This is a genomic window from Fischerella muscicola PCC 7414, assembly GCF_000317205.1.
Lineage (GTDB): Bacteria > Cyanobacteriota > Cyanobacteriia > Cyanobacteriales > Nostocaceae > Fischerella > Fischerella muscicola.
This window is the reverse complement of record NZ_AJLK01000163.1, coordinates 51,382-75,759: the sequence shown is the minus strand read 5'-3', so window position 1 is coordinate 75,759 and position 24,378 is coordinate 51,382. Positions and strand designations below refer to the sequence as shown.

The following is a 24,378-nucleotide window of genomic DNA, read 5'->3' as shown; positions in this document are numbered from 1 at the left end:
AAGAGTGATAACAGCCTGACTGTTCTAACACTTGACTGAATTTAATTAATACTCTTCACCATTAGCTTTGGCAATTTATTTATGACAAGCACGTTCCCATTTAAACCCAGAGGTTTTTGCTCGTAAGAAACGCTAAATTAGTTTGGGCAAAACCTCTGGATAAAATAAAAGTTTGATTAGTATTTTCAATAATATCAAAGTTGCAATTTTAGAGAAATTTCCATCGCGATCGCTTCATACCTAATTATGCGTTGGATTCATTAATATCAGTGAACAGTGATCAATTATCAGTCACTGATCACTCGCCACGGGCAATTGCCCACAACGAGGAATGAAAATTTAACTCCTCCTACACCCCTACACCCAATACGGTTGGCTTAAAGGGGGAAATCCTTATTTTTCCTCCTTTACCCTTTGCCCTTTCCCCTTAACCAAACCTTATTGCCCCCACACCCATTTTCAAGAAAGATATCAAGGATGAAGTGTGAAGTATGAAGTATGAAATTTTTTCATCCTTCTGCTATCTGCCGTCTGCCTTCTTCCAAGCTATCTAGTTCTTTTACAACAGGATGTTTTAGAATGGTAGTTATTTTTTTAGTGTAACTTTTAGCACTTGCTAACCGAAAATGAAGCCTGTTGCAGATACTACTGATTTTCAACCGCATACGCAAGAGCAGACGCCAGTGGTTCTCACTTCCGAACTGCGAAAAGTTTACCGCACCGGCTTTTTTTTGAATCAAAAAGTCGTATCCCTCAAAAGCTGCTCTTTAACTGTTTACAAAGGGGAAACCTTTGGGCTACTGGGACAAAATGGTGCTGGTAAAACAACGTTATTAAAATTATTACTAAGTATTATCCGTCCTACCTCTGGACGGGGATTACTTTTAGGTAAACCACTGGGCGATCGCACAGTCAAAGAACGTATTGGTTATTTACCAGAAAATCCCTATTTTTATGACTATCTTACGGGTTGGGAATTTATCCAGCTAGCAGCTGGATTATTCCAAATTCCTACAAAGGTGCAACGCCAACGCATTCCTCAATTGCTAGAATTAGTCGGTTTATCCCAAGCTGATGCTCGTCACAAGCAAATGCGTCGCTACTCTAAAGGTATGCTACAGCGTGTAGGTATGGCACAGGCGCTAATTAACGATCCAGAAGTGGTGTTTTTAGATGAACCTATGTCTGGGTTAGATCCGGTAGGACGGTTGCAAATGCGAGAAATTATTCTATCGCTGAAAGCCGCAGGCAAAACAATTTTTTTCAATAGTCATATTTTAAGTGAAGTAGAACAAATTTGCGATCGCATTGCTATTCTTGCTCAAGGTGAATTAATTTGTTCTGGTTCTCTCAATGAACTCTTGGGAACATACAACACATATTATGTCAAAGGTCAAGGTGGCGATTGGGAAATTTTGCAAAAATGGGTTCCTAATCTAGAATTTGTATCTGATGGTTATTGGCAAGGTGACTTGCAAGGTGACGCTTATGATTTTTTTGCAAGTCTGAATCTCATGGGTGGCCAAATAATTAGTATGAATTTGTCACGTCTATCTCTAGAAGAGTTTTTTATGCAACAGATTCAAAAGTATAAAAAATAAGATGATAGTCATTTGTCATTGGTTATTTGTCATTTATCATTTGTCATTAGTGTCATTAGTGATTTATCGATATCTTACAAATAAACAACCAACAACCAACAATCAACAACCAACAATCAACAACCAACAACCAACAATCAACAACCAACAATCAACAACTAACAACTAACAACTAACAACTAACAACTAACAACTAACCACCAAGTAAATTGATTGTAATTATTACCACAAATATTTTCATAATTCTAGAGTATTTTAAAAAGCTGCTTGAAATTAGCTTCATTAAAAATTCAAATTGCATATACGATCTCTTTTCTGAAGAATAGGGTTTTCTCAGAAAATAATATTATTGGGGAACCCGAATATTTAAGTATAGTCAACGATAAACTGATAAGACAGTGCTTTACTCATGGTATTTCAGGTAAATATGCTTAACACAAGTTTGTGGAAACTTTTTAGTCAGCCAGTGGCAGGGTTGCTGTTTTTCACCCTAGCGTTGACAAATTTCTTACCTGCGGTCATGGCTCAAACACAGATACCAACTGTTAAAGAGTGCTTAGACCGAGAATTGGCTGACAGTAGAAATACACAAGCTTCGTACTCAGGTTATACATTAGGTGGTGGCGATCGCATCCGTGTTAATGTCTTTGAAGTTGAGGAATATACTGGAGAGTACACAATTCCTCCTGGTGGAGCAATCAATTTAGCTCTCATTGGCACTGTCCCTGTTCAGGGTCTCTCAACAGAGCAAGCTGCTAACGTTATTGAGTGTGCTTACAGAACTTATTTGAAGCGTCCCATCATTTCAGTAAATTTGTTGTCACCTCGTCCGATTAATGTAACTGTAGCCGGAGAGGTGTCACGACCAGGAGCTTATAGTCTCAGCTTATCAGGAGGTGCGGGTCAAGATCCTGGTGTGCAATATCCAACCGTAATGTCCGCACTGACAACAGCTCAAGGGGTAACTCAAGCCGCAGACATCACTAAAGTACAATTACGACGCAGGTTAGGATACGGCCCAGAACAAGTCATTACCCTCGATTTAAAGAAATACATCCAAACAGGTAATTTACCGCAAGACGTTACTCTGCGGGATGGCGACACTGTTTTTGTACCAACAGCAAATGACTTGAATTTAGCAGATGCGCGTAACTTATCCGCCGCTAGCTTTGCTGCTGATATTACCCAACCCCGTTCAGTAGCAGTAACTGGTGAAGTTAACCGTCCAGGCACATACCTTGTCACTCAAGGACAAGCAGAGGGTGCGGGTACTGGAACCGCAACTGGAACTAATGCACCAGCGATTTCTGGTCAACCTACCGTATCACGAGCAATTCAACTTGCTGGCGGGATCACACCACAAGCTAATATTCGCGATATAGTTATTCGTCGACCAACCAGAACTGGCACAGAGCAACAAATTAGGGTCAATTTCTGGCAATTGCTGCAAAGTGGTGATATTAATCAAGACATCATTGTCCAAGATGGTGATACTATTGTTATCCCCACTGCTACCGAAGTGAACCCAGCAGAAGCTACGCAACTAGCAAACACTACTCTGTCTCCAGCACGTATTCAAGTTGGTGTGGTAGGGGAAGTCAAAAATCCAGGAAGAGTGGAAGTTCTGCCTAATAGTACATTGAATCAAGCTGTGCTGGCAGCAGGTGGATTTAATGATGCTAGAGCCAGAAGTTCCACCGTTGATTTGATTCGTCTCAATCCTGATGGTTCTGTCACCAAGCGTAGAGTGAAAATTAATTTCTCCGCAGGAATTAACGAGAAAACCAACCCCATACTTCGCAATAATGATGTTGTAGTTGTTAACCGTTCTAATGCAGCTCTAACTGGTGATTCTATAGGCGCTATCTTTAATCCTATAGGTACTGTCTTGGGTATTATTAGATCCGTACTCACCGGATTTTAACAGTAAACAGTTATCAGTTATCAGTTATCAGTTTTATTCCTGGGTCTAAGTTCTAGATCAATTGTTGGAAAGTTTTGGTGGCAGGTCAAATTTTCTTACCACATATCTGATAACTGAATAACTGATCACTGATCACTGATACGAAACTGTTTGTGGATTGGCAATGTCATTAAGTCATATTGAATTACCAATAACTAGTGACTAGTATGCAATTTCAGCTTGGCAGACAGCGACGTCATGTATCCTGGAGGCAGTCATTACTGTGTAGCCTAACTCTAGCTTTGAGTTGGGGTGTAGCAATGCCTGCAACTTTAGGGGCAGAAACAGTTACTATTCGCTTAGGGCCATTTCAACAGTCAGTAGCGATCGCGGATTTAGAAAAATTTGCCAAAACCGGAAATCTACCAGACAATCTGCAAATATTTTCATCTATACTGACACCGCAAATTAGAGAATTACTAACAAAGCGTCTAGAAATAGATCCAGTTGTTGCCGACAAATTTGTTGAAGAATTAAAACAAAACCCAGTAGGCAAACAATTTATCTCATCGTTGACAGCAGTCATACCAGGTAGTAGCGCCGAAAGTCTGCAAGCAACCCTCAAATTAGCGCTGCGGCAAGTTAACGGTCTGAGTGCGCTGGGTTTTTTACGGGCCTACCCCCAAGAAAATGTGACAGTAGACGCATCTCAAGCAATCTCTGTGGCACTGGAATTAAACCCCAGTTACTGGCAAAGTCAAATTTTTGGAGCCGTGTTATCACGGGAATTAGCTGCTAAAACTAGCACACCAATAAAAACTAACTTCAATCCTGCTGCTCCTGGCCAACAAACAGTCCAGCAACAAACATTCATCCTGCAAGATCGACAACGGAATCGGACTATACCTGTAGATATTTATTGGAGTAATGGCGATCGCCAAAATCCAATGGTTGTAATTTCTCACGGGTTTGGAGCAAATCGTAGATTTTTGAGGTATCTAGCACGTCATCTTGCCTCTTACGGTATCACTGTCGCCGCGATTGAACATCCAGGCAGCAATGTCACAGCTATTAGTAGAAACTCAAATCAACCCAATCTTAAGAGGTTATTACCAGAGACTGAATTTATTGACAGACCCAAGGATATCAGCTTTACACTCAATGAACTGGCGAAACTGGATAACCAACCGGGACAACTGCAAGGAAAACTAAATACAGATAAAGTTACTGTCATCGGTCATTCTTTAGGCGGTTATACTGCCTTAGCTTTGCTAGGAGCAGAGGTTGACTTGCCACAACTGCGGCAATTCTGCAAAGATTCTTTAGGTATTGCTCAAGCTCCCGGTGACTGGTTGCAGTGTGCAGCCGCTTCTTTACCAGAACGAAAATTGCGGCTCAAAGATGAAAGGGTAAAAAGTGCGATCGCTCTCAATCCTCTTGTTGGCAATCTCTTTGGTAAAAACGGGTTAGCTAAAGTCAAACAACCAGTTCTTATTTTAACTGGAACCGAAGATGCCCTCACTCCAGCACTCAAGCATCAAATCACACCCTTTAGCCAATTAGGAGGCGAAAAATATTTACTTAGTGCTGTTGGTGGTACGCACTTGAGTATTAGCGATCCTACCTATCAGGCTAGTGATGCTACTACCATTGTCAGAGAACGGCGGGGTGAAGAAACCAAAGCTTTGCGTCAGTTGCTGCAAGGTGTCAGTTTGGCGTTTATCAAACAACAGACACCAGAAGCCAAAACCTATCAACCATTTCTGACACCAGCTTACGCTCAATCTCTCTCTACATCACAACTGCCGTTAAGTCTTGTTTCAGAATTACCAGACAATCTTAAACCGTGGTTGAAGTTGGTGAGTCAGTGAAAGGGGAAAACTAGATGGTGGGGAGGTGGGGAGGTGGGGAGGTGGGGAGAGTTTATTTTAATAACCCTAAATTCTACCGCCAATAGTTTGCAGCGTTATTCTATACTCAACACCGCTTAAACCTTAACCGAACCGTACTGCCTACACCCCTACACCCTACTACTTGGTAAATTTAATCACAAAATAAGCGCTTGCAACTATGGCTGCGAAAGTGCTTTAACTAATACGGCGCAATTCCCCATCCCCTTGTAGATGTCCGAACAATCTCCAAAAATTTTTCCAGCCATACTTTACTAGTAAAAATAGATAGTATTAAGCTAAATACGCTAAGGGGGTGATATTGAATGCTACACAAAGCCGTACAAGTCCGTTTATACCCATCTCAACAACAAATACTGCTAGCTCAAACATTTGGGCGTGCTAGATGGTGGTGGAATTATGCTCTAAACAAGTCAATTGGGACTTATAAACAGACGGGTAAACGACTCGGACAAGTAGCACTCAACGCACTTCTACCAAAACTCAAAAAAGCAGAAGATACTTGTTGGTTAGCTAATTGTTATAGTCAAGTTTTGCAAGCTACTACGCTCAACCTAACCACAGCGTATAAAAACTTTTTTGATAAACGTGCTGGATTTCCTAAGTTCAAATCTAAGTAAGGCATTCGTCGTTGAGTACAGAAGCCCCGTCCGCCTATGCGTCGGGGTAGTTCACTAGCCTTGCTTCTTGCTCAAGTATCTTGCTTGAACACACTGCTTGTGCTATTAACTTACACATTCAACCATATTCAAATCATCAAGACACAAAAGTAGGACAGATTAGAATTAAGTCCTTAAAGCTTAATTAGGAGCATATATGGAACCAATCATTGCTATAGTCTTAGTGCTTATGGGCTATGCCTTAGGCTCTGCTAAATTAATTAACGAAGGCAATGAAGCTCTTGTAGAGCGTTTAGGTAAATATCATCGCAAACTAGACCCTGGTCTAAACTTTATTATTCCCTTGCTAGATCAAATTGTGATGGAGGATACCACAAGAGAACAAATTTTAGACATCAAGCCTCAAAATATTATTACTAAAGATAATATCTATGTAGAAATTGACGCAGTATTGTTTTGGCGGATTCAAGATATTAAGAAAAGCTATTATGAGATTGAAGATCTGCAAACAGCACTGTCTCAATTGGCTACAACCACTATTAGAGAAATGCTGGCTCAACACACCTTGGAAGAAACTAATGTCTTGCGATCTGATATGGATAGAGCCATATTAGATAGCTTAAATGCTATTACACCCAAATGGGGAGTAGAAGTCCTGCGTGTAGATATTCAAAGTATTGCTCTGCCTGAAAGTGTGCGAAAGTCGATGGAAGAGCAGCGAGCTGCTGAAATTAAAAGCCGTGCTGCTATTTTAGAAGCAGAAGGGGAACGGCAAGCCGCAGTTAAAAAAGCAGAAGGAACTAAGAGATCGATGGAAATCATTTCTGAGGCTTTACGTGATAACCCTGGAAATAAGGATATTTTGCGGTATCTTGTAGCACAAGATTATATAAATGCTAGTTACAGACTAGGTGAAAGCGAAAATGCCAAGGTCGTGTTTGTAGACCCAGGAAAATCTGCTGATATGATGGATTTGATCTCAGAGACACTATCTCAAGAAGGTAATAACAAAAAATCAGAGAATGGTTCTGTATAAAAAGTGATTGGTTATTTGTCATTTGTCATAATCACAACCAACAAACAACAACCAACAACCAACAACCAACAACCAACAATCAACAACCAACAACCAACAACCAACAACCAACAAATAATCACGATCGTCGAAAAATTGCATCTGCAACTAAGCAAACATCATGCATTTGTTTGACATCGTGAACCCGGAGGATATCAGTTCCTGCAAAGATAGCAGCACAACATGCCGCTGCCGTTCCCCAGACACGAGCTTTTGGGTCTGGTTGGTTTAAAATGCGACCAATAAAACTTTTACGCGATGGCCCTACTAAAATCGGACAGTTCAGTTTTCGTAGTTCCGGCAAGCGGCGAAAAATTTCTAAATTTTGCTCGTAGTTCTTGGCAAAACCGATGCCAGGATCGACGATAATTTTTTGTTGATTAATACCCGTAGCTATTGCTGTTGCAATTCGTTCTGCTAAAAAATTGTAAATCTCCCCCATCAAATCTTGATAATCAGTCATTTTTTGCATGGTTTGGGGTGTTCCACGCATATGCATTAAAATAATAGGCACACCCAACTTTGCTACAGAAGGTAGCATTTCTGGGTCAAACATGCCTCCAGAAATATCATTGACTATATCTGCACCTGCTTCTCGTGCAGCGATCGCTACTTCTGAACGTGTGGTATCTACAGAAATTGGTACGGAAATTTCCGGGCGTAATACCTCTAATACTGGTAAAACACGGTTGAGTTCCTCAGTCACAGAAATTTGCTCTGCCCCAGGGCGAGTTGATTGACCACCGATATCGATAATATCTGCTCCCGCTGCTTGGAGTGCTTGCGCCTGGGCTAAAGCAGAAGCGATCGCATTAAATTCGCCACCATCACTAAAACTATCAGGCGTGACATTTAAAACGCCCATCAAATAAGTCCGCCGTCCCCACTCGAAACAGCGATCGCGAATAATCAAGTTGCTTGTCATTTCACTATGTGAGGCGGGCATTGCCCACCTTACTATTTGTAATTCACTTGTAATTCACAATCCGGGCAAAACTTGCAGGTTCTAGACTTGCTCCTCCCACTAACACACCATCGATTTCTGGCTGAGCCATAATTTCATCAATATTATTTGGTTTGACTGAACCGCCATACTGAATTGGCACATCAGGGTTTTTTAATTGCTTGCGAATAACACCGATGACTCGATTAGCTTCACTGGCTTCACAGGTATCACCAGTACCAATCGCCCAAATCGGTTCGTAAGCAATCACCAAATTACCCTGATCTATATTTACTAAGTCTGTTTCTAGCTGACTGATAATTAGTGATTCTGTTTCCCCCGCATCTCGTTGTTGTTTGGTTTCGCCTACACACAAAATCGGGGTCAAACCATGCCTTTGAGCAGCTTTCAGGCGTAAATTGACGGTTTCGTCCGTTTCCCCAAAATACTGCCGTCGTTCACTGTGACCGACAATTACATAGCGTACCCCGATTTCTTGCAACATCGGCCCGGAAATTTCACCCGTATAGGCACCACTATCTTCCCAATGGACATTTTGTGCCCCCAGTTGTACACGGCTACCATGCAAACTCTTAGATAAAAGATTTAAATCAGTGAAGGGTACACATAATACCACTTCTCTGTCTTGGGGAGTATCTTCTAAGGTAGGCAGAAATCCTTGTAAAAACTCCTGGGACTCTGCCTGGGTTTTGAACATTTTCCAGTTTCCGGCAATTACTATTTTCCGCACAGGTGATTCGTCAAGCTCAAAACTATACACAATGCAATCTTCAGTTTAGGACTTTTTGTTAATGATTTGTTAATTTTTTGGGCTATTGTCAATCGTCATTTGTCATTTTTCGATGGTTAGTTGTTGATTGTTGGTTGTTGGTTGTTGATTGTTGGTTGTTGGTGGTTAGTGGTTAGTAGTTAGTAGTTGGTTGTTGGTAATTTCCAATGCCCACCCCTCACACCCCTCACACTCCCCCACTCTTTTCCTAATTTTGAATTGTTTTTCCCCATCACCCCATCACCCCATCACCCCATCACCCCATCACCCCATCTCCCCACTGCCCCTAATCCCCACTCCCTTGGGGGAGTGGGGGCCGGTGAGTTCCCCATCACCCCACCTCCCCTCCGTGTTCCTAAGTAAAAACAGAAGGCGACTTTCACAACAAACCACCTTCTGAATCGGAATATATGAGTGCGATCGCCTACATAAACTAAGTAAACTCGATAGTATCCACGAAACTGATAATCTGCTGCTTAAGATTCTCGGCTTCTTGTTTAACACCTTTGGGAGTTTCACCATCACAAAAGCTGCGTTGGCTACTGACTATATACAAAAAGTCTCCATCAATAAATGCTAACAGTCCTCGATAGGCATCACATTTAACGGCAGTACCATTGTTTCCTGTTTTAGGAACTGTTGAACCTTCGGGCATATTCACTAATGCGAAGTAAGCGCCCTCTAATACATCTGGTAGGTATTCCGTGTAATCCACAGAAGCATTAGGTAAATTAGATGCGATCGCACTAGGTACATACTTGTTCAAAAGAATAGACCTTAAATATTCTTCCTGTCCCACAGCTTCCATATCATCCATTTGTTGAGTAGGCAGGGGACTATAATCGATTCGGAATAAGGAACCAAGGTCATCAGAAAAAGTCACTACTCCTTCTTGGGTATCAATCCTAGCACCCTGTTTCAAGCTTGATGGAACGGGGACTGCAAAATTACCAGCAGGTGACTCATATATTTGCTGGCTAGCCATTGATTCTAGTAATGGTTCATTGTCTTCATCCAGTAATTCTTCTTCGTCTTCTGCTTCTTCAAAAGCAGCAATAACTTCGTCTACAATTTCCTTTGCTTCATCATCTTCTAGTTCTAAGGCTTGTTGTAGTTTCTTGAGTAGAGTTGCTTTCCCTCTGGGGATACGCAGTTCTTCTTCATCTACCAGCATACTCACCCCCGCAGCAAAAGCATCTGGTATTAATTCATCATCCAAGGATTCATAAGCAGTATTAAAAAGTGTTCCGACTCCTTCATCTTCAGCAAGGGACAGGAGTTTATCGATCATTTCTAGCAATTCATCATCGGAATATTCGTCAAAAACCTCAAACCCCCATAGAATATCCGTTAATAGATCTGCATCCACATCTTCTATAGAGGAATCAGCAATTGCAGTCACAACAGCGACTGCTGCGACTGCTTCATTGGGAGTGAGTGATTCTTCCAATACCTCTTCTGATTCAAAAAATTTATCGTACTTACCCATGATTTTCCCTCCGTTGTCTGGTGTTATTGGGTAGTTTACCAATGCCTGAAGTCATTAGTCTTCAATTGTTAGGCTCAAATAAAAAATGACTTATAAGTAGTAATAATTGAATTTATAGGTTAATAACCTATTCTTAATCTTCTTACAAACCATCAACCACTAAACTCTATATGGACATACTATGTAAAGCTAAGGTCTTGCCGTAAGTTATACCATTTAGGATTTTAGATTTTGCGAAAAGTTTGAGCGGAGGTTTCCTCCACTCAAAGATTTTCAAGACGGATTTGTGATGGTGAAAGCTTGATTTATTAAATATCTTGAAGTTTCTTCTGTAATATTCATTTTTCACATTTGTAGTAGATAGTATTTGAGCATACATTTTGGTATAAAATTGAAAAATTTATTATACATATGCTATCTCCCTTCAGGGAGATGCCCTATGGACTTCTTGCAGAAGTTAGGAAAAGATGGAAGAAGGTGGAGTTCCCTTGAGGAAACTCAAGGTGTCCATATAGCGGGGATTAGGGGCAAAGGCGCAGGGTAAAAGAAATGGAATTTTCCTTTACCCTACCTCTGAAAAATTTACTTTTGCAAGAGGTCTAATGAATAACTGTACTACTCATTTTTAGATTCTAGAAAGCGTTGGGCAATATCTTTATAGAAATTTGGATCTGTCCAGTAACCCAAATGTGCTTTTTCTCCCCAGTAAGTTTCATATTCTAGCAAAACGTTATCTAAACTGTTGTAATAATCTAAATGACCACTAATTGGATCTTTTAAATGATAGTAATTGACCCAGCGAACTTTCTCTAATTGACATTCGACTGGATTTTTAGTCAAGTATGGAGTTAGCTGAATATATAAAGGCTTCACACGAAAAGAATTTAAGTGTTCTAAAATTCTCTGTCTAATATATTGATGTTGCTGTGCAATTTCTCTAAAGAAAAAAGCAATTTTATCTAATGGAGATGCGAAAGTGATTAAGCCTGTAATTTTATCAATAACTAAACTTTTGCCTTTATCTTTGGAGAGACTTGCCTCTATGCATAAAAGATTTAAGGTATCGTAGGCTATGCAGCTACCGAGAGAATGCCCAGCTACGATTACTTGGTCGTAATTTGCTTCTTTATCTTTGAGAATAGCTTTAAGCAATGCTAATGATTCTGCTAGTATTTGTCCACGAATTTTATGGTAAGGAGATTTTACATTAGTAGTAGTGTAGATAGCAACATCTCCCACAAAATTAACTAGCAAAGGAGTAACCAGTTTTTTACTCAATTTCCAAGCTGGTTGTAGAAATTGACCATATAGAAATGGACTTAATAACAGCAGTAATATACAAACAATCAATCGTAACCAAGGATATACTATATTAAATAGGCGTAAAAATATAGTTAGCCAGCGTAAGCGATATTTAAAAAATTTCTTCCATTTATTTTCTTTCAAAATGTCGTCTAATTTATCTTGATTTTCCTTGCGACTATAAAATGCAATCGTCCCTTCTAGCGTCTGTTCTGTCCATTGCAATACTTCCGGTACACTAATTTTATTTTCTGTATCAGCTGCCCAGTAATATTCATGAATATCTATAAAATCATCTGGTTGAAGCTCAGCAGAGCTAACACGTACAAAGCTTTCTATCCAAGGATTGCCATTTGGCAATCTTCGCTTAGCAATTAAGTGTTCTAACATGATAGGCAAACTTTGCCCTTCAAAGTGTTTGATTAAATTTTGAGCAAAATAATCTACTGTTTCATAAGGTATTTGTTCACCTACGCCGTGGATAATAATAAACGCCGTACGTCCTTGAGGAAATTTAATTTTGCTATCTTGGTTATTTATCATAAATCAATAGAATTAGTTAAGTTGTTAAAAACAATATTTTATATTATATATTTAGTAGGATCTTTGGAGTCCCTTTTAACTTTTTGCCTATGGTATATGCAGTAATCTTGATGATTTATTCTTACTCTCTATTTTGCGTCATGTCAAACATATACTAAGCTACAATAAGAATAGACTTAATGATTATCATAAATCAAATAAACTAGCTATTTTTAGTAACAAGTGGTTACAATCTGTAACTAATGTATTTATAAATGCTAATTATGCAATTGTTTATTGCAAAAAAATCGATGTTGTTATTGTAGATTTTTGATTTGTTACTAGTATCTGCTTAAATAGCAATATGTAATTTTGTTAATAATTTCTTTTCGGTATAACAGCAACTATTCTGTTGCCAAAAAATAATTTTCCAAGCGTCTGCTTCTTTCTGTGCTAGCATAACGACTTTGATAGATTTTTCTATAAAATGCTCAAACATAAGCTACCTATGAGATAAAGCAAAAGATTATTTATGTATATACAGCATTAGCAAATCTCATTTCGGAAGCTTCGGTGGGCTTTGGGGTCCCCTCTGGGGTTGGGGGGAATTGAGGGGGGTTAATTCGACTTTTGCAAGAAGTCTAATGTGAAATTAGACCATAAGCTTAAATAAGATTTGCTCTATAACTTTGGACATATATTAATCCGTGTAGGAGTTGTAAAAATTGAGAGACTCAGATTCCCGACTTCGTGAAGAAGTCAGGAATCTTGTTGTTCACAAATGATTTAGCAATGCTATAGTGATCCCGAAATATAATAAAAGTAAATTACGAAATATAAAGAAACTGTTTATTGTATATCGATAAACTCAATTAATCATCATTATTGAGCAGGACTCAAAGAATTTACTAGGAGTAAATACTGGTGTCTACAGTTATAAAAGAAACTTCTAAACTAACTACCAAAGAAAAATCACTCATTCTCTGGTTCAATGAAATTGGTATTAATGACATACAGTTGGTTGGTGGAAAAAATGCATCTTTGGGTGAGATGATTCAGCAGTTAACGCCTAAAGGTGTAAATGTGCCAATGGGGTTTGCTACCACTGCTTATGCTTATCGCTATTTCATCGAGTCTGCTGGGTTAGAAGCACAGTTGCGGGAATTGTTTGCTGACTTGGATGTTGATAATGTCAATAACTTACGGGAACGAGGTAAAAAAGCGCGATCGCTACTGATACACACACCATTTCCAGCAGAATTGCGAGATGCGATCGCCCAAGCATATCAAACTCTATGTCAACAGTACTATGTGGATACAGATGTAGCAGTTCGTTCTAGTGCTACCGCCGAAGATTTACCTGATGCTAGTTTTGCTGGACAGCAAGAAACCTACCTCAATGTCACCACAACTGCGGGAGTTTTAGCAGCTTGTCATAAATGCTTTGCTTCTTTATTTACTGATCGTGCTATTTCTTATCGTCACATTAAAGGCTTCGATCACTTTAACATTGCTCTCGCCGTCGGTGTACAGAAAATGGTGCGTTCTGATTTAGCATCTGCTGGAGTAATGTTTACTATCGAAACCGAGACAGGTTTCAAAGATGCAGCACTAATTACAGCTGCCTATGGTTTAGGAGAAAATGTTGTCCAAGGGGCAGTTAATCCTGATGAATATTATGTTTTCAAGCCGACATTAAAAGCAGGATTCCACTCAATTATTGATAAAAAATTGGGCAGTAAAGAATTAAAAATGGTTTATGATGACGGCTCTAAGTTTACTAAAAATGTGCTAGTTACAACTAGCGAAAAAAATAAATTTGCCCTTACAGATGATGAGATTTTACAACTAGGGCGTTGGGCTTGTTTAATTGAAGACTACTATTCCCAAGTTCACGGTGTCTACACCCCGATGGACATTGAGTGGGCAAAAGATGGCATTACCAACGAATTATTTGTCGTGCAAGCGCGTCCAGAAACAGTGCAATCTCAGAAAAGTCAGAATGTGTTGCGGAATTATAGACTCCGATTGGATGGGGGACAAGGGGGACACAGAGGACAGGGGGGACAAGGAGGACAAGGGGGACAAGGAAGTAATCTTTCTCCCTTGTCTCCCCCCTCTCCTTTGTCTTCCCAATTCTTGATCCCCCATCCTCTGGTGACAGGACGCGCTGTAGGTTCGGCTATTAGTCAAGGTAAAGCACGAGTAATTTCCGAAGTTAGTAAAATTGACCAATTCCAACCAGGGGAAGTTTTGGTAACAGATAGAACTGACCCCGACTGGGAACCAATTATGAAGCGCGCTAGCGCAATTATCACAAATTCTGGGGGACGCACGTGTCACGCTGCAATTATTGCTAGAGAACTTGGTGTACCTGCTATTGTCGGATGTGGCAATGCTACAGAAGTGATCAAAACTGGTCAAGAGGTGACAGTTTCTTGTGCTGAAGGAGAAGAAGGAAAAGTTTACCCAGGATTACTACCTTTTGATGTGCAAGAAGTAGCTTTGGAAGACTTGCCTCGTACTCGCACCCAAATTTTAATGAATGTGGGTAATCCCCAGGAAGCTTTTAGTTTATCTGCTATTCCCAACGATGGGGTTGGTTTGGCGCGGACTGAATTTATTATCGCCAATCATATTCAAACTCATCCGATGGCATTGATTAAATATGACCAAATAGAAGATCAATTTGTCAAAGAAAAAATAGCACAAATTACTGCTCTTTATGATGACAAACCGCAGTATTTTGTTGATAAATTAGCCCAAGGCATAGGCAGAATTGCCGCAGCATTTTATCCCAAGCCAGTAATTGTGAGAATGTCAGATTTTAAAAGTAATGAGTATGCCAATTTACTCGGTGGTAGACAATTTGAACCCAAAGAAGAAAACCCCATGCTAGGTTGGCGGGGGGCAGCCCGCTATTATGATCAAGGGTATCGCGAAGGTTTTGCTTTAGAGTGTCAGGCGATCAAAAGAGTCCGGGAAGAAATGGGTTTAGTGAACATCATCCCCATGATTCCTTTTTGTCGCACTCCCGATGAAGGACGGTTAGTATTGGCAGAAATGGCAAAAAATGGTCTAAAGCAGGGTGAGAATGGCTTGCAAGTTTATGTGATGTGCGAATTACCTAATAATGTCATAATGGCCGAGGAGTTTGCTGAGGTATTTGATGGTTTTTCGATTGGTTCTAATGATCTAACTCAGTTAACACTAGGAATAGATAGAGATTCAGCGTTAGTAGCACGGTTGTTTGACGAACGCAGTCAGGGGGTAAAGCGAATGGTGAAAATGGCGATCGCTGCTGCGAAAAAGCATAATCGCAAAATTGGTATTTGCGGACAAGCACCCAGTGATTACCCAGAATTTGCTCAGTTTTTGGTGGAACAAGGAATTGATTCAATTAGTCTAAACCCAGATTCTGTGCTAAAGACCATGCTAGAAGTGGCGAAAGTAGAGGGATAGGGGATTAGGGGAGATCGGGAGATCGGGAGGTGGGGAGTGTGGGGAGTGTGAGGGGTAAGTATTAAACAACGACCAACAAACAACCACCAACCACCAACAACTAACAAATGACTAATGACCAATGACTAAAAAATGGTTTTGGATAGGCATTGTAGGTATATTTCTTCTATCACTTGCCCTCAGATTTTGGGGATTAGGGAGATTTGATACCTTCGTATTTGATGAAGTGTACTATGCGAAATTCGGTAGTAACTATCTCACCCACACTCCATTTTTTGATGGTCATCCACCTTTAGGTAAACTGATAATTGCGTTGGGAATGTGGATTAGCGATCGCATTCCCTTGTGGAAAGATCAAGTCAATGGGTTAACAGGTTCATTGCGCCCGGCTTGGAGTTATCGTTGGATTAATGCTCTGTTTGGCTCATTTGTTCCCTTAATTATCACAGGCATTGCTTATCAATTAAGTCAGCGTCGTAGTTTTGCTTTACTGGCAGGTTTGTTTACAGCTTGTGACGGTATATTTATTGTCGAGTCTCGCTACGCTTTGATCAATATATATATAGTTGTCTTTGGGCTACTAGGACAATTGTTATTCTTATTAGCATTAGCTAACCATAGACAACAGCGCAGGCTTTATCAAGTGCTAGCTGGCGTTGCTTTTGGTGCTTCTGCTGCTACAAAATGGAACGGTTTGTGGTTTCTTCTGGGTACTTATCTCATCTGGATTTTTGCCTGGGGATGGAAAATAATAGGAAGAATTAGTAAGGCAAATATTTCCAGAGAAAGTCGTAATTTGTGGGAACATGAACGAGAAAAATCTCCGTTACAAAACCTGACACAGCTAAATTTTGTTAGCTTTGGATTTTATTTAGGAATTATCCCAGTCTTAATCTACAGTTTGATTTGGATTCCTCACTTATTAATAGACAAAAGATATAACTTTATCCAAGTTCATCAACAAATTTTTTTGTTTCATGAACGTTTAGGTGGTAACAATCCCACAGTCCACCCTTACTGTGCTGCTTGGTATAAATGGCCCTTGTTGACTCGACCAATGGCGTATTTATATGAAACAGCAACAAGTATCAAAGAACCTCTACCGGTAGTCGGTCCACCGTTACCAAAAGGTTTTGGCCAAGTTATCTATGATGTCCATGCGATGGGTAATCCATTTTTGTGGTGGTTTGGTGTCACTGCTCTTATATTGTTATTAGTAATGTTGGGGTGGCAAGCTGTAAATTTTCTAGTTAAGAAAAAGCGTTTTGCCCTCGCACCAATACTTTCTGTTGATACTTGGATTGCTTTATATTTGATTTTAAATTATGCTGCCAACTTGCTGCCTTGGGTAAGGGTAAATCGCTGTCTTTTCATTTACCACTACATGACAGCTGTAGTGTTTGCATTTATGGCGATCGCTTGGTTCGTAGATCAATGTCTTCGCAGTTATTATAAGCTACTCCGGGCTGTTGGCGTCACTATTACTTTTATGATTTTGACGGCTTTTGTGTTTTGGTTGCCGCTTTATTTAGCTTTACCTCTTTCGCCTCATGGCTATAAATTGCGGATGTGGTTTAGTTCTTGGATTTAGACAAGTAAATTGCGGGTGATATTGTGGCTATACCCAATAGTTTGTGATTATAACGAACACCGATGCACACAGATAAACACAGATGTTTTATCTATATGCATTTGTGTTTAGATTTTTTGTTACTACACCTCTAGAGTAAGTATTTCAAATACATGTAATAAATAATCAAGAATAAAAATAAAACTTTCTACATCTTAATCAAGATACATATTTTATAGGTGTAAGGATTAACTACTTTTAATCTTTTTTAGCTAAATACTTTTGTTCTGTTTGTTAGACTGAGAACGCAATGTGATTGGGAAGTACTGCAAAAGCAGATCAGGAAATCAAAAGTCTATCTTTCAGGCAAAATTTTCTGTTTTGATAAATTTAGGAAGATTTTCATCCTGTTTTCTGGCTCTAACTATAACTGCGATTAAAAGATAAGTTACAAAAGTTAATCTAGTTAGAATGCTAAACCTAATCGTTAAATATTTGATGATCCGCAAGGAAAGAGGAGGAGCGTGATGGTAATGGAATTTGAATTGCAAAGTTTAAACTTAACAAGCTTAAAAGAACCATCAATTCATACTATTAGTCAAATTCAACCCCACGGAGTGCTTCTGGTTTTAGAAGAACCAGAGTTAAATATCTTACAAGTCAGCAGTAATACCTACGATGTTTTTGGGATAACTCCCGAAAATATGCTGCAAAAAAAATTAGAAGATTTACTCGATCCCTTTCAAATGGAGAAAATTAAAGCTGGACTTTTACAAGAAAGTCTAGACATGATCAATCCCACAAAAATTTGGGCAAGAGTTAAGGGTGATGAGTATATAGTATTTGACGGCATATTCCACCGCAATGCAGATGGATTTTTGATTTTGGAATTAGAACTTGCTTTTTCTCAAGAAAATATTCCATTTTTAAGTTTCTATCATTTAGCAAGAGCTTCTATTAATAAATTAGAAGAAACGGGGAATCTCCACGATTTCTGTCAAATTCTTGTGCAAGAAGTCCGAAAAGTCACAGGATTTGACCGAGTGATGTTATATAAATTTGATGATGATGGGCATGGTTCTGTCATTGCTGAAGAAAAATTAGAAACTATGGAATCTTATCTGGGTTTACATTATCCAGAGTCGGATATCCCTAGACCAGCAAGAAAATTATTTGCTTCTAATTGGATTAGGATCATTCCAGATACTCATGCTGAGTCTGTAGAAATTTTCCCTGCTATTAATCCCCTGAGTCAGCGTCGCCCAGATTTAACGAATTCTATTCTGAGAAGTCCCTATTCATGCCATATTGAATACTTGCATAATATGGGCGTTGGTGCTTCTTTGACTATTTCTTTAATTAAAGAAGGCAAACTTTGGGGATTAATTGCTTGTCATCACCAAACGCCTAAATACGTCTCTTATGAGATGCGGAAAGCTTGCGAATTCTTGGGAAGAGTGATATTTTCAGAACTTGCAGACCGAGAAGAAACTGAAGATTATGACTACAGGATGCGGCTGACGTATATCCAATCAGCATTGGTTGAATATATGTCCCAAGAAGAAAATTTTATTGATGGATTAGTTAAACATCAACCAAATTTACTAGATTTAACCAATGCCCAAGGTGCAGCAATCTGTTTTGGTGGTAATTATACTTTAATAGGTGAAACTCCCAAAGAAGAAGATTTGAATTTTTTAGTCCAATGGCTAAAAAATAATGTAGAAGAAGAAGTATTCTATACCGATTCTCTGCCACGTCTTTATCCAGATGCCCAAAACTTTAAAAATGTGGCTAGCGGTTTACTAGCAATTCCAATTTCTAAACAGAATTATGTGTTGTGGTTCCGCCCTGAAGTCATTCAAACTGTTAATTGGGGTGGTGATCCAAATCGGGCATTTGAGGTGAATACTTCCGACGGAAATACGCGCTTGTGTCCGCGTAAATCTTTTGAATTGTGGAAAGAAACGGTTCGCTTAACTTCTCTACGTTGGCAAGCTGTGGAAGTGAAAGCAGCATTGGAATTGCGCAAAGCAATCGTCAATATTGTACTGCGCCAAGCTGATGAATTAGCACAGTTGGCACATGATTTAGAACTTTCCAACGCGGAATTGAAAAAGTTTGCCTATGTTGCTTCCCATGATTTGCAAGAACCGCTGAATCAGGTAGCAAACTACGTGCAATTGCTGGAGATGCGCTATGAGCAATTACTCGACGAAGATGCAAAAGAGTTTATTACTTTTGCTGTCGAGGGAGTTAGCTTGATGCAGACGTTAATTGATGATGTGCTAGCATACTCGAAAGTAGATATGCAGGCAATAGAATTTGAACTGACGAATGTAGAAACAGCTTTAGAACGCGCTTTAACTAATTTGCGGAAACGCATCAGCGAAACAGGTGCCGTTATTACCCATGATCAGTTACCAACCATCATGGCTGATGGTACTCAGTTGATGCAATTGTTCCAAAATTTGATTGGGAATGCTATCAAGTTCCGCAGCGACAAAGCGCCAGAAATTCATATCGGTGCTTCTCGCTTAGAGGACGAATGGCTATTTTCAGTACGGGATAACGGTATTGGTATTGATCCACAGTTCCGCGATCGCATTTTTGTTATCTTTCAACGCCTGCATACGCGGGATGAGTACCCAGGTACTGGTATGGGACTAGCTATCTGTAAAAAAATTATCGAGTGTCATCGGGGACGTATCTGGGTAGAATCAAAACTTGGTGAGGGTGCAACATTCTACTTTACTATTCCCGTGGGAGGACGCGATCGTGAGCGCAGAAACGGACGAAAAGCACAGAACCATATTTTTGGTCGAAGATAATAAAGCCGATATCCGTCTCATTCAAGAAGCTTTGAAAAATAGCATGATACCGCACCAGGTAATTACTGTCAGGGATGGTATGGATGCTATGGCTTATTTGCGCCAAGAGGGCGAGTACGCTGATGCACCCCGCCCTGATTTGATCCTCTTAGATTTGAATCTCCCCAAAAAAGATGGTAGAGAAGTTCTGGCTGAAATTAAAACTGATCCCAAGCTGAAACGCATCCCTGTAGTCGTGCTGACAACTTCCCACAACGAGGAAGATATCTTCCATAGCTATGACTTGCATGTGAATTGCTACATCACCAAATCCCGCAACCTCAGTCAACTATTCCAAATCGTCAAAGGTATAGAAGACTTTTGGTTGTCTACTGTCACTTTGCCGTCAGAGTAAAAGAGATCGGGAATTGGAAGAAAGATAAAAGAGAAATTCTTCCTTGTCCCCCTTGTCTCCCATCTCCTTATCCCCTATCCCTTATACCCAATTCCCAAACCACACTATGATTGCAAGCTCAATCAAAATTTTATTGATTGAGGACAATTTGGCGGAAGCTAGATTGTTACAAGAGTTTCTGAAGCAAGCCCAGTCTCATGAATTTACTCTTCTCAACGTCAAGAGATTGGGAGATGCTTTGTCCTTACTCAGTAATTGTAATGAGATAAGCTGTGATTTTGATGTAATTCTGTTGGATTTGACTTTACCAGATAGTGAAGGATTAACCTCACTTCCACCGTTGATTAGCCAAGCTCCTACTGTACCAATTGTAGTATTAACAAATACCAACGATGATGAACTTGCCATAGAAGCAGTACGCCAGGGAGCGCAAGATTATCTAGTCAAGCGACAGGTGAATGTAGAAGTACTGATTCGTGCTTTAAGATATGCGATCGAGCGCAAGCATACTTTAGAATCATTACGCGCAATCAATCATGCCTTAGAAATGCGGGTAGAAGAAAGAACAGCAGAGTTAATCAAAGCCCAACAACTCAATCAGTTTAAATCCGAATTTGTTTCTATGCTTTCCCACGACATCCGCAATCCTTTAAATACCATTTTATTGGCGGCGGGTTTGCTACAAAACAGTGGTGACAAACTATCTACAGAAAAAAAGCTGAATCATTACAAACTTATTCGTTCTGCCATTAAAAATATGACACAACTATTGGATGAGGCTTCCCTATTGGGTAAAGCTGATTCCGGTAGACTTGAGCAGGAATTTACTTTACTGAATTTACAAGATTTTTGTCATCAATTAGTTGAAGATGCCCAATTAATTGCTGTCGATAAACATATTACAGTTGTATTTACAACTACTGGACAACCAACTGAAATATTGAGCGATGAGAATTTATTGCGGCATATTTTAGGAAATTTACTTAGTAATGCTATTAAATATTCGTATCCAGATAGTATTGTTTATTTTGAATTAAGGTTTAAAAATCAAACTGTAATTTTCAATATTAAAGATGAAGGTATTGGTATTCCTTTAGAAGATCAAAAACAACTTTTTCAACCCTTCTATCGTGCTAATAATGTTGGCTCAATTCCTGGTACTGGTTTGGGTTTGGCAATTGTGAAAAAGTGTCTGGAGGCGCATGGAGGCGATATTACAGTTAATAGTGAAGTGGGAGTGGGTACAACGTTTACGGTGACACTACCGTTGATTAAAGGTTAATCAGTACATACCTACTGACTAAAATCAAGTCTAATCGCTAGCATAATATTTTTAAATAACCAATAAGGGATTTCCAATAAATAAAAATAAACCGCAGAGAACACAGAGAAATGAGAAAGAGTTGGTGCGTCCGTCTGATGGAGATTTTTATTTGGAAGTTCCTTAGTTCGTTAACTAATAAATGATTACTGATTACATACTCTTTCAAACACGGCACGATAAACAGGTTCACCTTTTTTTTGAGTAGCTATTTCCCTTTCTGTAGAAACTGGGAGGGGATTTTCTGCTAACCATTCTCCCGAACCTTCTCTTTGAAAACTAGGATGAGCAGCAAAGCGATCGCACATTTCTATCGCGACAAATTCTACATCGGATTGTAAAAATACAATCCCCCCTGGAATTAGATAATCTGATAGTTCTGCAACTAATTCTGGTTGTACCACCCGCCGTTTCGCATGACGATTTTTAAACCAAGGATCGGGAAATTGAATACTGACACGTTGTAATGTTCCTGGGGGAAAAGTTGATAAAAGCGATCGCAAGGAATTATTGACGTTACAAAATAAATAGTACAAATTTTGCAGTTCTAACTCATCCCGAAGTCTATTTGCTTCATCTACTAAAGGTTGGCGAATTTCTAAACCCAGAAAATTCCAATTTGGTTCTATCTGGGCCATTTGCAATAAAAATCGTCCTCTTGCACAACCAATATCTAAGTGCAGTGGTTGGTTTGGCTTTGTATAAACTTTTTCCCAGTCTAGAGGATTAGCTGGTGTTTGATACTTTTGTGCTAGTGGGTTGACGTGCTGACGGACTCGAACGCGTACCAAAAAATGATTCTCCTTATTGGTTGGTGGTTGGCTGTTGGTGGTTGATGGTTATTAATAATATAGTTTTTTGCTTTTGTCGTAATTTGTATCAATCTTGTTTTATTTTAACCATTATAAATATTTATCTTGGCACAAACTCACTCTTTTGTATGATGCATGAACTTAAGATATTAATAATAATACAATCTTTTATAATTTTTTTTGCTTTTTGACTTAATCCTCACTATCTTTTTCCAACCAACAACCAACAATCAACAACCAACAACCAAAAATCAACAACCAAAAATCAACAACCAACAACTTTTAAATGTATACAAATATTAAGCGGGATCATTGCTACACATGTCTATAAATCAGAGGTTATACTCTTTTTAAAAGGATTTTTTAGACGTTGTTTTTAAAATAGTCTTTACTTCAATGATTCCCAATTTTCGCTTTGCCGTAGTCAGCGACTTACATATTGCCCTGCCCCATACAATCTGGAATCACCCCAGCCGTTTTCATTTGGTGGAAGTTAGTGTTTCTGCATTTGAAAGTGTATTAGAGCATTTAACACAACTAGATTTAGATTTTCTTTTACTACCCGGAGATTTAACTCAGCACGGTGAACCAGAAAACCATGCTTGGTTGGCACAACGTTTAGCAAAGTTACCTTTTCCTGCCTACGTCGTTCCTGGTAATCATGATGTTCCTGTATTAAGGGCTAATGAGCAATCAATTGCATTTGCAGATTTCCCTTATTACTATCGTAAATTCGGTTACAAAGATCCAGAAAAATCTTACTATACCTGTCAGATTTTACCAGGAGTTAGATTAATTGGTCTAAATTCTAACTTGTTTAACGACAAGGGAGAGCAAATAGGACGTTTAGATATTAAACAACTGCGATGGTTAGAAGAAGTGCTAGCCTCAACTGGTGATGAATTAGTGCTAGTGATGATACACCACAATGTAGTGGAACACTTGCCTAATCAATCACGCCACCCAATGGCCAACCGCTATATGTTAGAAAATGCTGGGGAATTATTACCCTTATTGCGTCGCTACGGAGTGAGGTTAGTATTCACAGGACATTTGCATGTTCAGGATGTAGCATACTCTCAGGGAATATACGATATTACTACTGGTTCTTTAGTCAGCTATCCCCATCCCTATAGAGTACTGGAGTTTCGCCACGATCATTACGGTAGGCAATGGTTGCAGATGTTATCCTATCGAGTAGAGTCAGTTCCCAATTTCCCTAATTTGCAACACAGTTCACGCAAATGGATGGGCGATCGCAGTTTTCCCTTTATAGTTAGATTTTTGACCCTACCTCCTTTAAGCCTACCGTTAGAGCAGGCTCAAGAACTAGCCCCTACTCTGCGAGACTTTTGGGCTAACGTTGCCAATGGAGATGCATTATTTGACTGTTCCCATTTTCCGCCAGAAGTAGGTCGTTACTTTGAGAAATACGGTGCGATCGCCACTTGTGGCACACCCACGCTAATTGATAATCACAGTACGCTATTGGTTAGTGGTTAGTGGTGAGTCAGCGCGCCCCAAGGGGGATCCCTCCCCCAATCCCCAACGCCAGGTGCTTTATGCCGGGAAACCCGTCCACCGCACTGGCTCCTCCCTGTCGGTCGTGGGGGCCGGTGAGTCCCCCATGAGCGACTGACGAACCCGTAGACACGTAGACGCGTAGCGGCTTAAGGCAGGGTAGTGGCTTAAGGTAAGGGTAGGGTTAGTGGTTAGTGGTCAATGGTCAATTGTCAATTGTCATTAGTCATTCTTTCCCCACACTCCCCACACTTTCCACACTCCTCATACTCTCCCTTGTCTGGTTTGTCCTCCAAGTCGTCCCCCTTGTCC

18 protein-coding genes and 1 pseudogene are annotated in these 24,378 nt (G+C 39.7%); 13 read left to right on the top strand and 6 right to left on the bottom strand.

What is annotated here, in order from left to right; translation table 11 throughout:
• Positions 1 to 626: 626 nt before the first annotated feature.
• The 6 genes and pseudogenes from UYI_RS0126020 (at position 627) to UYI_RS0125995 (ending at position 7,070) form a co-directional block, all read left to right on the top strand.
• The gene (locus UYI_RS0126020) at positions 627 to 1,601 is read left to right on the top strand and encodes an ABC transporter ATP-binding protein (protein ID WP_016869616.1); all 975 of its coding nucleotides are present in this window, start codon (positions 627 to 629) and stop codon (positions 1,599 to 1,601) included.
• A gap of 1 nt (position 1,602) precedes the next feature.
• Positions 1,603 to 1,770, top strand: a complete 168-nt coding sequence (locus UYI_RS37225; RefSeq protein WP_016869615.1) for a hypothetical protein — start codon at positions 1,603 to 1,605, stop codon at positions 1,768 to 1,770.
• 258 nt (positions 1,771 to 2,028) lie between these two features.
• Positions 2,029 to 3,525: an SLBB domain-containing protein gene (locus UYI_RS0126010; RefSeq protein ID WP_016869614.1), complete on the top strand. Its 1,497-nt coding sequence runs from the start codon at positions 2,029 to 2,031 to the stop codon at positions 3,523 to 3,525.
• Between the two features lie 206 nt (positions 3,526 to 3,731).
• On the top strand, positions 3,732 to 5,375 hold the full coding sequence (locus UYI_RS0126005) for an alpha/beta hydrolase (protein ID WP_016869613.1): 1,644 nt from the start codon (positions 3,732 to 3,734) through the stop codon (positions 5,373 to 5,375).
• 344 nt (positions 5,376 to 5,719) lie between these two features.
• Positions 5,720 to 6,031 (top strand): annotated as a pseudogene (locus UYI_RS0126000) (helix-turn-helix domain-containing protein); the annotation flags it as partial.
• 199 nt (positions 6,032 to 6,230) lie between these two features.
• Entirely contained in the window at positions 6,231 to 7,070 is an 840-nt protein-coding gene (locus tag UYI_RS0125995; protein ID WP_016869611.1) for an SPFH domain-containing protein, read from the top strand.
• Between the two features lie 118 nt (positions 7,071 to 7,188).
• Here UYI_RS0125995 and folP read toward each other — a convergent pair whose 3' ends face one another.
• Together folP and tpiA are read right to left on the bottom strand one after the other, a co-directional pair.
• A complete protein-coding gene (gene folP / locus UYI_RS0125985; protein WP_016869609.1) occupies positions 7,189 to 8,034 on the bottom strand; it encodes a dihydropteroate synthase in 846 nt (281 codons plus the stop codon).
• Between the two features lie 43 nt (positions 8,035 to 8,077).
• Entirely contained in the window at positions 8,078 to 8,803 is a 726-nt protein-coding gene (tpiA, locus tag UYI_RS0125980; RefSeq protein WP_071588885.1) for a triose-phosphate isomerase, read from the bottom strand.
• A gap of 186 nt (positions 8,804 to 8,989) precedes the next feature.
• On the opposite strand from tpiA, the gene UYI_RS37795 reads away from it, so the two are divergent.
• Positions 8,990 to 9,205: a hypothetical protein gene (locus UYI_RS37795; protein ID WP_162140420.1), complete on the top strand. Its 216-nt coding sequence runs from the start codon at positions 8,990 to 8,992 to the stop codon at positions 9,203 to 9,205.
• A gap of 70 nt (positions 9,206 to 9,275) precedes the next feature.
• Here the strand turns inward: UYI_RS37795 and UYI_RS0125975 are convergent, their stop codons facing one another.
• The 3 genes from UYI_RS0125975 to UYI_RS37790 form a co-directional block, all read right to left on the bottom strand.
• Positions 9,276 to 10,331, bottom strand: a complete 1,056-nt coding sequence (locus tag UYI_RS0125975) for a tellurite resistance TerB family protein (RefSeq protein ID WP_016869607.1) — start codon at positions 10,329 to 10,331, stop codon at positions 9,276 to 9,278.
• Positions 10,332 to 10,946: 615 nt separating this feature from the next.
• Positions 10,947 to 12,176: a hypothetical protein gene (locus UYI_RS0125965; protein ID WP_016869605.1), complete on the bottom strand. Its 1,230-nt coding sequence runs from the start codon at positions 12,174 to 12,176 to the stop codon at positions 10,947 to 10,949.
• Between the two features lie 331 nt (positions 12,177 to 12,507).
• Positions 12,508 to 12,654 carry a hypothetical protein gene (locus UYI_RS37790; RefSeq protein ID WP_016869604.1) on the bottom strand — a complete coding sequence of 49 codons (147 nt, stop codon included), beginning with the start codon at positions 12,652 to 12,654 and terminating at the stop codon, positions 12,508 to 12,510.
• Positions 12,655 to 13,079: 425 nt separating this feature from the next.
• Here UYI_RS37790 and ppsA point away from each other — a divergent pair, with 425 nt between their 5' ends.
• The 5 genes from ppsA to UYI_RS0125935 all read left to right on the top strand — a co-directional run bounded on the left by ppsA (position 13,080) and on the right by UYI_RS0125935 (position 21,694).
• The gene (gene ppsA / locus UYI_RS0125955; RefSeq protein WP_016869603.1) at positions 13,080 to 15,617 is read left to right on the top strand and encodes a phosphoenolpyruvate synthase; all 2,538 of its coding nucleotides are present in this window, start codon (positions 13,080 to 13,082) and stop codon (positions 15,615 to 15,617) included.
• Between the two features lie 121 nt (positions 15,618 to 15,738).
• Positions 15,739 to 17,208: a dolichyl-phosphate-mannose--protein mannosyltransferase gene (locus UYI_RS0125950; protein WP_016869602.1), complete on the top strand. Its 1,470-nt coding sequence runs from the start codon at positions 15,739 to 15,741 to the stop codon at positions 17,206 to 17,208.
• Between the two features lie 506 nt (positions 17,209 to 17,714).
• The gene (locus UYI_RS0125945) at positions 17,715 to 20,018 is read left to right on the top strand and encodes a sensor histidine kinase (protein WP_016869601.1); all 2,304 of its coding nucleotides are present in this window, start codon (positions 17,715 to 17,717) and stop codon (positions 20,016 to 20,018) included.
• A complete protein-coding gene (locus tag UYI_RS0125940; protein WP_026086174.1) occupies positions 19,966 to 20,412 on the top strand; it encodes a response regulator in 447 nt (148 codons plus the stop codon). Before UYI_RS0125945 ends, UYI_RS0125940 begins: the two co-directional genes overlap by 53 nt.
• Before the next feature lie 106 nt (positions 20,413 to 20,518).
• Positions 20,519 to 21,694 (top strand): ATP-binding response regulator, encoded by a 1,176-nt coding sequence (locus UYI_RS0125935; RefSeq protein WP_016869599.1) that lies wholly within the window; start codon positions 20,519 to 20,521, stop codon positions 21,692 to 21,694.
• A 185-nt stretch (positions 21,695 to 21,879) separates the two neighbouring features.
• Here the strand turns inward: UYI_RS0125935 and trmB are convergent, their stop codons facing one another.
• Complete coding sequence (trmB, locus tag UYI_RS0125930) at positions 21,880 to 22,524, bottom strand: tRNA (guanosine(46)-N7)-methyltransferase TrmB (protein WP_016869598.1); 645 nt, start codon at positions 22,522 to 22,524, stop codon at positions 21,880 to 21,882.
• A gap of 417 nt (positions 22,525 to 22,941) precedes the next feature.
• Here trmB and UYI_RS0125920 point away from each other — a divergent pair, with 417 nt between their 5' ends.
• Positions 22,942 to 24,048: a metallophosphoesterase family protein gene (locus UYI_RS0125920; RefSeq protein WP_016869597.1), complete on the top strand. Its 1,107-nt coding sequence runs from the start codon at positions 22,942 to 22,944 to the stop codon at positions 24,046 to 24,048.
• Positions 24,049 to 24,378 lie beyond the last annotated feature (330 nt).

Excerpts from the sequence above, each read along its gene's own strand:
- folP (WP_016869609.1), bottom strand. The coding sequence starts at position 8,034 with ATGACAAGCAACTTGATTATTCGCGATCGCTGTTTCGAGTGGGGACGG.
- UYI_RS37225 (WP_016869615.1), top strand. The coding sequence starts at position 1,603 with ATGATAGTCATTTGTCATTGGTTATTTGTCATTTATCATTTGTCATTA.
- UYI_RS0125975 (WP_016869607.1), bottom strand. The coding sequence starts at position 10,331 with ATGGGTAAGTACGATAAATTTTTTGAATCAGAAGAGGTATTGGAAGAA.
- UYI_RS0125920 (WP_016869597.1), top strand. The coding sequence starts at position 22,942 with ATGATTCCCAATTTTCGCTTTGCCGTAGTCAGCGACTTACATATTGCC.
- UYI_RS0125935 (WP_016869599.1), top strand. The coding sequence starts at position 20,519 with ATGATTGCAAGCTCAATCAAAATTTTATTGATTGAGGACAATTTGGCG.
- UYI_RS0125965 (WP_016869605.1), bottom strand. The coding sequence starts at position 12,176 with ATGATAAATAACCAAGATAGCAAAATTAAATTTCCTCAAGGACGTACG.
- UYI_RS0126010 (WP_016869614.1), top strand. The coding sequence starts at position 2,029 with ATGCTTAACACAAGTTTGTGGAAACTTTTTAGTCAGCCAGTGGCAGGG.
- UYI_RS0126020 (WP_016869616.1), top strand. The coding sequence starts at position 627 with ATGAAGCCTGTTGCAGATACTACTGATTTTCAACCGCATACGCAAGAG.
- UYI_RS0126005 (WP_016869613.1), top strand. The coding sequence starts at position 3,732 with ATGCAATTTCAGCTTGGCAGACAGCGACGTCATGTATCCTGGAGGCAG.
- UYI_RS37790 (WP_016869604.1), bottom strand. The coding sequence starts at position 12,654 with ATGTTTGAGCATTTTATAGAAAAATCTATCAAAGTCGTTATGCTAGCA.
- UYI_RS0125950 (WP_016869602.1), top strand. The coding sequence starts at position 15,739 with ATGACTAAAAAATGGTTTTGGATAGGCATTGTAGGTATATTTCTTCTA.
- UYI_RS0125945 (WP_016869601.1), top strand. The coding sequence starts at position 17,715 with ATGGTAATGGAATTTGAATTGCAAAGTTTAAACTTAACAAGCTTAAAA.
- UYI_RS0125995 (WP_016869611.1), top strand. The coding sequence starts at position 6,231 with ATGGAACCAATCATTGCTATAGTCTTAGTGCTTATGGGCTATGCCTTA.